This window comes from uncultured Aggregatibacter sp. (assembly GCF_901873365.1).
Taxonomy (GTDB): domain Bacteria; phylum Pseudomonadota; class Gammaproteobacteria; order Enterobacterales; family Pasteurellaceae; genus Aggregatibacter.
The window spans coordinates 19,543-27,292 of record NZ_CABFLM010000055.1; the positions used below are offsets into that span (position 1 = coordinate 19,543).

A 7,750-nucleotide genomic window follows, 5' to 3' on the forward strand; every position below is an offset into this window, starting at 1 on the left:
TTTAAATAATGTTTTTTTAGCTTATTTCAGGAGAGCAAAAAGTTATGTGTGGAATTGTTGGTGCCGTTGCACAACGTGATGTGGCAGAAATTTTAATTAATGGATTACATCGCCTTGAATACCGTGGTTATGACTCCGCAGGATTGGCGGTAGTCAATTTACAACATGAATTACAACGTGTACGTTGCTTAGGCAAAGTGAAAGCGTTGAATGAGGCAGTGGAAAAATCACCGCTTATCGGTGGCACCGGCATCGCGCACACCCGTTGGGCCACTCACGGCGCGCCTTCCGAAAATAACGCACACCCCCACGTTTCCGGCAATTTTGCGGTGGTACACAACGGCATTATCGAAAACTATGAAGAATTGCGTGCGTTGTTGAAAGCGCGTGGTTATGTGTTTACCTCCCAAACAGATACGGAAGTCATTGCACATTTGGTGGAATGGGAAATGCGTAGCGCAGGCAGTTTATTGGAAGCCGTGCAGAACGTCGTAAAACAATTAACCGGTGCTTATGGTATGGTCGTGATGGATCGTATGCATCCGGAACATCTTGTGGCAGCGCGTTCCGGCAGTCCATTGGTGATCGGTTTGGGCATTGGCGAAAACTTCCTTGCCTCTGACCAACTTGCTTTGTTAAGCGTTACCCGCCGCTTTATTTTCTTAGAAGAGGGCGACATTGCAGAAATTACTCGCCGTTCTGTGGATATTTACGATCGCGGTGGTCATAAAGTCGAGCGTGAGGCGCATGATTCCAATTTAGAAAATGATGCGGCGGAAAAAGGTAAACACCGCCACTTCATGCAAAAAGAAATTTACGAACAACCGACCGCACTTATCAACACGATGGAAGGTCGTGTAACCCACAATAACGTAGTGGTGGAAGCGATCGGTAACGGCGCAAAAGATATTCTCGAAAAAGTAGAACACATTCAAATCGTGGCTTGTGGTACATCTTACAATTCCGGTATGGTGTCTCGTTATTGGTTTGAAAGCGTGGCTGGCGTGAGCTGTGATGTGGAAATTGCCTCGGAATTTCGCTACCGCAAATTTGTAGTACGCCCAAACAGTTTATTGATTACGATTTCCCAATCCGGCGAAACGGCGGATACCCTAGCAGCTTTACGTTTAGCGAAAGAAAAAGGCTATATGGCGGCGATGACGATTTGTAACGTAGCCGGCTCGTCCCTCGTGCGCGAATCGGATCTGGCATTCATGACCCGCGCCGGCGTGGAAATCGGGGTAGCCTCCACCAAAGCCTTTACAACGCAATTAGCCGCATTGTTAATGTTAGTCGTGGCGGTTGGTAAAGCCAAACAGACCCTTTCCACGGAGAAAGAGCAGGACATTGTGAAAGCATTGCAAGCGCTGCCGGCGGAGATTGAAAAGGCTTTAGCGTTCGATAAACACATTGAAACTTTGGCGGAAGATTTTGCCGAAAAGAACCATGCGTTATTTTTAGGTCGTGGTGAGTTCTACCCCATTGCGATGGAGGCCTCGTTGAAGTTAAAAGAAATTTCTTATATTCACGCAGAAGCCTATGCCGCCGGTGAGCTAAAACACGGTCCGTTAGCCTTAATCGATGCCGATATGCCGGTGATTGTGGTCGCACCAAACAATGAATTGCTGGAAAAAATCAAATCCAACATAGAAGAAGTGCGCGCCCGTGGCGGTCAATTGTATGTGTTTGCTGATAAAGAGGCCGGTTTTAGTGAAGCGGAAGGCATGAAAATCATCACCATGCCAACGGTAAACGATATTACCGCACCGATTTATTACACCGTGCCGATGCAGCTGTTGGCTTATCACATTGCGCTCATTAAGGGCACTGATGTGGATCAGCCTCGTAACTTGGCGAAAGCGGTTACCGTGGAATAATCTCTCAGAACGCCTGAAATTCTGACCGCACTTTGATCTGCACCCCAAAACCTGGACACCTATTTTGAGGTGCAGATTATGTCTTACTCTTATCAATTTCGTTTAGAAATTATCAAACTCGTCACCGAACAGGATTATGGTATCCGCGAGGTGGCTAAACTTCATAACATTCCCCATTCTGCCGTCATTTATTGGCTAAAAGCATTTCGGGAAAGAGGGATTGATGGCGTAAAATTGCCTTATACAAACCTTCAAACACCGAAAATAGTGCAGTCAAAAATGAAAAAGAAAGACATTGAAATTCCGGAAACTACAGACTTTTCACCTAAAGCGTTTAAAAAGCTGCAGCGAGAACTCGCCTTGGCTCGAGCGGAGATTGCTTACCTAAAGGAGTTGGAGAAGCTCGACCGTCAAAAACAACGACAGAAAAAAGAAAAATCATTGAAAGATTGAAGCCGGACCATGCGTTAAATGATTTACTTCGTGTGGCTAAAATGCCTCGTTCAAGCTTTTACTATAAAGAGATTAAGCGAAATTATCACGAAGCTAAAGAAGCTATCTTATCGCTGTATAAAAAGAACAGAAAACGAGATGGTTATCGCCCAATGACACTCAAATTACCCCATAGATGGCGCAAGCGTCCACGCTTGTGCCATAACAATCACCAATGATAGCGCCAGCATCCACGTCCACGCTGGTGCTGCTTAATAAAAACATTGTGAATTTTACTCATAACCATCGGCAGAGCCAATATTCAAAATTCTTTGAATTTTTTGACCGCACTTTTAGTTGATAGGCACAAGCGAGGACGCTTGCGCCATCGTGGGGGCAGATCGCTTTTTCCGCTCATTTTTACTTTATCCAACAGCGCTGTATAATGTCTCACTTTTGAATATAAACGATATGGGGGAAAAGTATGATAAAACCTGATACTTTACCGCAATTTTTGCGTAATAAAGTCGAGGAAAATGATGCCTTTGGTCTTGTGGAAGGGCTGTGCCAATTATTACGTAATAGCCCTACAGAAAAAATTTCTCCAAGCTTACATTTATTTAAGCTTATCTTAAAGAACGATAAAGAATTAGGCTGTTCTGTTTCGAAATTATTATGTGGTTGGTTATGTGGTTTACGCCTTTACCCGTTGTTTATTAGTAGTGGTATTCTTACGCGTGGCGGTTTTGGACAGGAAATGAAAACGCGTATTTATGAGCGTTTTAACCCGTCTTTTAAAGATATTAATGATTTACGTGATATTTTTTATTTATTATTTAGTGATAAAAATGATGCACGCTGGATTGATGCCGTCCCATTAAAAACGTGGCGAGGCGTATTTGGCGTTTTAACCCGTTATACAGAACAAAAAGATCGGGAACGTTTAAAAAATCATATTGAAAGTGAAGGGCTATTTGCCATAGAGATGCTTTCAATTTGGATTGCAGCTGAAGATATGGATCCTGAGCTGATGCGAATGGAACCCTCTCTGTTAAATGCTGATTCACCTTTTGTTGCTTTACACCATGAGGTGGTTGATTGGTTACAGGCGCGTCGCCAATCAATAGATTTTGATGATAGCCATTTACAGGTAATGTTTGATCAATGTAAGGCATTGATTATTGGCTTACAGAAACGTGGGGCAGTAGTGGGGTCTTCCTTAAATACAGCGTATTTATTAGAACGTCTTTCCCAAACTTTAGAACGATTAGAAACGTTGATGGCAATTTTTGTTTCAAATCGCTATTTACCGCGTCGAATATTGTTATTAACGGGTTGTTTTGCCCGTGCAGCTGCAGAGCGACATAGTATTTCCCGACTATGGAAACAAAGCTCAGGATTAATTGCTCGTAGTGTTACGCAGAATGCTGGGGACCACGGTGAGCATTACATTACTCGAGATAAAAAAGAGTATTGGGCAATGTTTTACTCTGCGGCAGGTGGTGGTGTATTGATTGCACTAATGGCGTTATTTAAAACCTATTTAGGCAGCATTATTGATGATAAAGTCTGGAAAGGTCTTGCCGAAGGTTTAAATTACGGCTTCGGTTTTATGGTGATCTTTATGTTGCATTTCACGGTTGCAACCAAACAGCCAGCCATGACAGCTGCTCGTTTTGCTGAGGCAGTAGAGAAAAATCCACAAGGCAAAACATTAAATATGAAATTAGCCCAGTTATTAGTGGATGTATTTCGTTCCCAAAGCGTGGCCGTTTTAGGCAATGTAGTAGTTGCTATGGGATTAGCGGCATTAATTGCTTTTGTTTATCAACATCAAACAGGTGAGCCATTGATGAATTCAGAGAACATAGCCTATCAATTACACCGTATTGATCCTTTAGATGGTTCTTTATGGTTCGCAGCTATTGCAGGTGTATGGTTATTCTGCTCCGGAATTATTTCTGGCTATTTTGATAACCGCAGCAATTATTTGAATATGCGCATGCGTTTAGCACAACATCCGTTATTAAAAAAATTGATGTCTGAGAAGTCTCGCGTTAAATTTGCTAATTATATGCATGAGAATTATGGTTCGCTTATTGGTAACTTCTGTTTTGGTATGTTACTTGGGCTTACCGGTTTAGTGGGATATTTAACTCATCTCCCGTTAGATATTCGTCATGTTGCATTTTCATCAGCGAATGTAGGCTATATTGCAGTGAGCGGACAATTCACCTATTCATTGCTGTTACAATGCATTGGTTTTGTATTGTTGATTGGTTTAGTGAATTTAATTGTCAGTTTTTCATTAACGCTTTGGGTTGCACTGCGTTCTTTGAATGCGGAAATTGATAGCTGGAGGCCAATTTGGTATGAAGTTTGTCAAATTGTGAAAAAACGTCCATTAAGCTTATTTCTTCCTGTTCAATTAGATAAATAATCGGCTTAAGTGATCTGCGCCCCAAAAATGATCTGCACCTCAAAAGTAGGTGTCCAGGTTTTGGGGGCAGATCACTTTGCGTTTTATGAATTATGCTAATTCAGCAAAAGCAATATCTGCTGCCGCTAGCGTGCGCTCGATGTCTTCATCAGAATGCGCAAGAGACATAAAGCCTGCCTCAAATGCAGACGGCGCCAGATAAACGCCTAAATCTAACATTTTGTGGAAAAAGCGTTTAAATTTTTCGGTATCGCACGTCATCACGTCTTGATAACAAGTCACTTCTTTTTTATCAGTAAAGAAAATGCCGAACATGCCACCGACATAATTGACGGTAAACGGCACTTGATGCTTATCGGCAAGCTGTTGTAAGCCTTTTGCTAATTTTTCCGTTTGTTGCGCCAGTTTTTGCTCATTACCGGCTTTTTTCAATTCTGTTAAGCAAGCGATACCGGCTGCCATAGCAATCGGGTTGCCGGATAAGGTGCCTGCTTGGTAAACCGGGCCAGTTGGGGCAATGTATTGCATAATTTCTTTCTTACCGCCAAAGGCACCCACCGGCATACCACCGCCGATCACCTTGCCTAAACAGGTTAAATCCGGTGTGACATTGTAGTAACGTTGTGCACCGCCAAGTGCCACACGGAAACCGGTCATTACTTCATCAATGATGAATATGGCGCCGTATTGATCGCAAAGTTTACGTAACCCTTGCAGAAAATCATTTTTGGGTGGAACACAGTTCATGTTGCCTGCGACCGGTTCGACAATCACGCAAGCGATGTCGTCAGGATATTGCTCGAAGGCTTGTTTGACAGAGTCGATGTCGTTATAGATACAGGTGAGCGTGTGTTTGGCAAAATCTGCCGGCACACCCGGGGAGTTAGGTTGTCCCAATGTTAATGCGCCGGAACCGGCTTTGACTAATAAGGAATCCGCATGACCATGATAGCAACCTTCGAATTTGATAATTTTATCTCGATTTGTATAGCCACGGGCTAAGCGAATGGCTGACATCGTAGCTTCGGTGCCGGAGCTCACCATTCTGACCATTTCAATTGAAGGGATAAGTTCACACACTAATTCGGCGAGTTCGATTTCCAACGGTGTCGGTGCGCCGAAACTCAAGCCGTTTTGTGCGGTTTTCATCACGGCATTTAAAATAGTGGGGTGATTGTGTCCTAAAATCATCGGGCCCCAAGACCCTACGTAGTCGATATATTGTTTACCGTCTGTGTCATAAATATAAGCGCCTTGTGCTTTTTCAATAAAGACCGGTGTGCCGCCGACACCGTTAAAAGCGCGAACCGGTGAATTAACGCCGCCCGGAATAACATGCTGAGCGCGGGAGAAAAGTGCGGTTGAATTTGCCATCGTTTTTATCCTTATATACAAAAAAGTGCTTTATTGTACTGAAAAAAAGGAAGGTGAGTAAAAATATTTATGTAGCCTTTTACCTTTGTGATATCCTTTGCGCATTTTATTTTCATGGGAAAACCTATGTTATTGACGTTATTTGTTACATTTCTTGGGGCACTTTTAACTTTACTTGTGATGCGCCCTGTTGCTATTAAAATCGGTTTGGTGGATAAACCTAACTATCGTAAACGCCATCAAGGCGCAATTCCGTTAATTGGCGGCATTTCATTGTTTATGGGGAATCTTTGTTTTTATCTCATGCAGTGGGATCAAACGCGTTTACCTTATCTTTATTTATTCAGTATTTTAGTCTTGCTATTAATGGGCATTATTGATGACCGTTATGACATTAGCCCTTTCTTGCGCGCAGGCGTTCAGGCATTTTTAGCCATTCTCATGATCGATATGGGGAATGTTTACCTCGATCATTTAGGGCAAATTTTAGGGCCATTCCAGCTCACGTTAGGATCTATCGGCTTAATTATTACCGTGTTGGCGACCATCGGTATCATTAATGCATTTAATATGATCGATGGTATTGACGGTTTGCTTGGTGGGTTGTCTTGTGTTTCTTTCGCTGCGATCGGTATTTTGATGTATCGCGATGGGCAAATGGATTTGGCTTATTGGAGTTTTGGCTTAATTATTGCAACGATTCCTTATTTAATGATGAATCTGGGGATTCCGTTGGGACCGAAATTTAAAGTCTTCATGGGTGATGCCGGCAGTACGTTGATCGGTTTTACGATTATTTGGATTCTGTTGCTAAGTACGCAAGGCAAAGGTCATCCGATGAATCCGGTGACCGCACTTTGGGTGATTGCTATTCCGTTGGTGGATATGGTGGCGATTATTTATCGTCGTTTAAGAAAAGGGAAGAGTCCATTCCGTCCGGACCGCTTGCATGTCCATCATTTGATGGTGCGTGCAGGCTTAACTTCCCGTCAGGCGTTTTTGTTAATTACCTTTGTTGCGGCATTGTGCGCCTGCTTTGGGATTTTAGGGGAAATTTACTATATTAATGAATGGATCATGTTTATTGCATTCATTATTCTCTTCTTCCTCTATTCTTATTCTATTACGAAAGCATGGAAGATTACCCGCTGGATACGTCGAATGAAACGTCGTGCGGCTAAACGCACTAAAATTAAATAGAAGTTAAATTTTTCACTAAAAAGTTAGAGTTAAATAAAAAATAACCAGAAATTTTATAAATTATATTCATTTTGGCTAAAAAAATAGCTAGTGATAAATTTTTATAAAAAAAAACTAGACAAGCACTTTTTAAACTTTTAATATACGCCCCGCAACGACGCTTCTAGCGCTCGTAGCTCAGTTGGATAGAGCGTTGGCCTCCGGAGCCAAAGGTCGCAGGTTCAAATCCTGTCGAGCGCGCCAAAGGTCATGCGAGTTCAACTCATTAAATATGGTGGCTATAGCTCAGTTGGTAGAGCCCCGGATTGTGATTCCGGTTGTCGTGGGTTCAAGTCCCATTAGCCACCCCATCGGCGAGTAGCGCAGTTTGGTAGCGCAACTGGTTTGGGACCAGTGGGTCGTAGGTTCAAATCCTATCTCGCCGACC

The 7,750-nt window shown here is 42.8% G+C and carries 5 protein-coding genes and 3 tRNA genes; 7 read left to right on the forward strand and 1 reads right to left on the reverse strand.

Annotated elements, in window-relative coordinates:
• The first annotated feature begins 44 nt into the window (after positions 1 to 44).
• The 3 genes from glmS to QZ106_RS04080 all read left to right on the forward strand — a co-directional run bounded on the left by glmS (position 45) and on the right by QZ106_RS04080 (position 4,749).
• Positions 45 to 1,877: a glutamine--fructose-6-phosphate transaminase (isomerizing) gene (gene glmS, locus QZ106_RS04070; protein ID WP_295974590.1), complete on the forward strand. Its 1,833-nt coding sequence runs from the start codon at positions 45 to 47 to the stop codon at positions 1,875 to 1,877.
• 78 nt (positions 1,878 to 1,955) lie between these two features.
• Positions 1,956 to 2,330, forward strand: a complete 375-nt coding sequence (locus tag QZ106_RS04075; RefSeq protein WP_295974594.1) for a transposase — start codon at positions 1,956 to 1,958, stop codon at positions 2,328 to 2,330.
• A gap of 463 nt (positions 2,331 to 2,793) precedes the next feature.
• On the forward strand, positions 2,794 to 4,749 hold the full coding sequence (locus tag QZ106_RS04080) for a recombinase (RefSeq protein ID WP_295974597.1): 1,956 nt from the start codon (positions 2,794 to 2,796) through the stop codon (positions 4,747 to 4,749).
• A 90-nt stretch (positions 4,750 to 4,839) separates the two neighbouring features.
• Here QZ106_RS04080 and hemL read toward each other — a convergent pair whose 3' ends face one another.
• Complete coding sequence (hemL, locus tag QZ106_RS04085) at positions 4,840 to 6,123, reverse strand: glutamate-1-semialdehyde 2,1-aminomutase (RefSeq protein WP_295974600.1); 1,284 nt, start codon at positions 6,121 to 6,123, stop codon at positions 4,840 to 4,842.
• 126 nt (positions 6,124 to 6,249) lie between these two features.
• Here hemL and wecA point away from each other — a divergent pair, with 126 nt between their 5' ends.
• The 4 genes from wecA to QZ106_RS04105 all read left to right on the forward strand — a co-directional run bounded on the left by wecA (position 6,250) and on the right by QZ106_RS04105 (position 7,748).
• Positions 6,250 to 7,323 carry a UDP-N-acetylglucosamine--undecaprenyl-phosphate N-acetylglucosaminephosphotransferase gene (gene wecA / locus QZ106_RS04090; protein ID WP_295974602.1) on the forward strand — a complete coding sequence of 358 codons (1,074 nt, stop codon included), beginning with the start codon at positions 6,250 to 6,252 and terminating at the stop codon, positions 7,321 to 7,323.
• 166 nt (positions 7,324 to 7,489) lie between these two features.
• Positions 7,490 to 7,566, forward strand: a tRNA-Arg gene (locus QZ106_RS04095).
• Positions 7,567 to 7,597: 31 nt separating this feature from the next.
• Positions 7,598 to 7,673 (forward strand) — tRNA-His (locus QZ106_RS04100).
• A 1-nt stretch (position 7,674) separates the two neighbouring features.
• A tRNA-Pro gene (locus QZ106_RS04105) sits at positions 7,675 to 7,748 on the forward strand.
• Positions 7,749 to 7,750: the final 2 nt, after the last annotated feature.

Coding starts and splice junctions, on each gene's coding strand:
- QZ106_RS04075 (WP_295974594.1), top strand. CDS start 1,956: ATGTCTTACTCTTATCAATTTCGTTTAGAAATTATCAAACTCGTCACC.
- wecA (WP_295974602.1), top strand. CDS start 6,250: ATGTTATTGACGTTATTTGTTACATTTCTTGGGGCACTTTTAACTTTA.
- hemL (WP_295974600.1), bottom strand. CDS start 6,123: ATGGCAAATTCAACCGCACTTTTCTCCCGCGCTCAGCATGTTATTCCG.
- glmS (WP_295974590.1), top strand. CDS start 45: ATGTGTGGAATTGTTGGTGCCGTTGCACAACGTGATGTGGCAGAAATT.
- QZ106_RS04080 (WP_295974597.1), top strand. CDS start 2,794: ATGATAAAACCTGATACTTTACCGCAATTTTTGCGTAATAAAGTCGAG.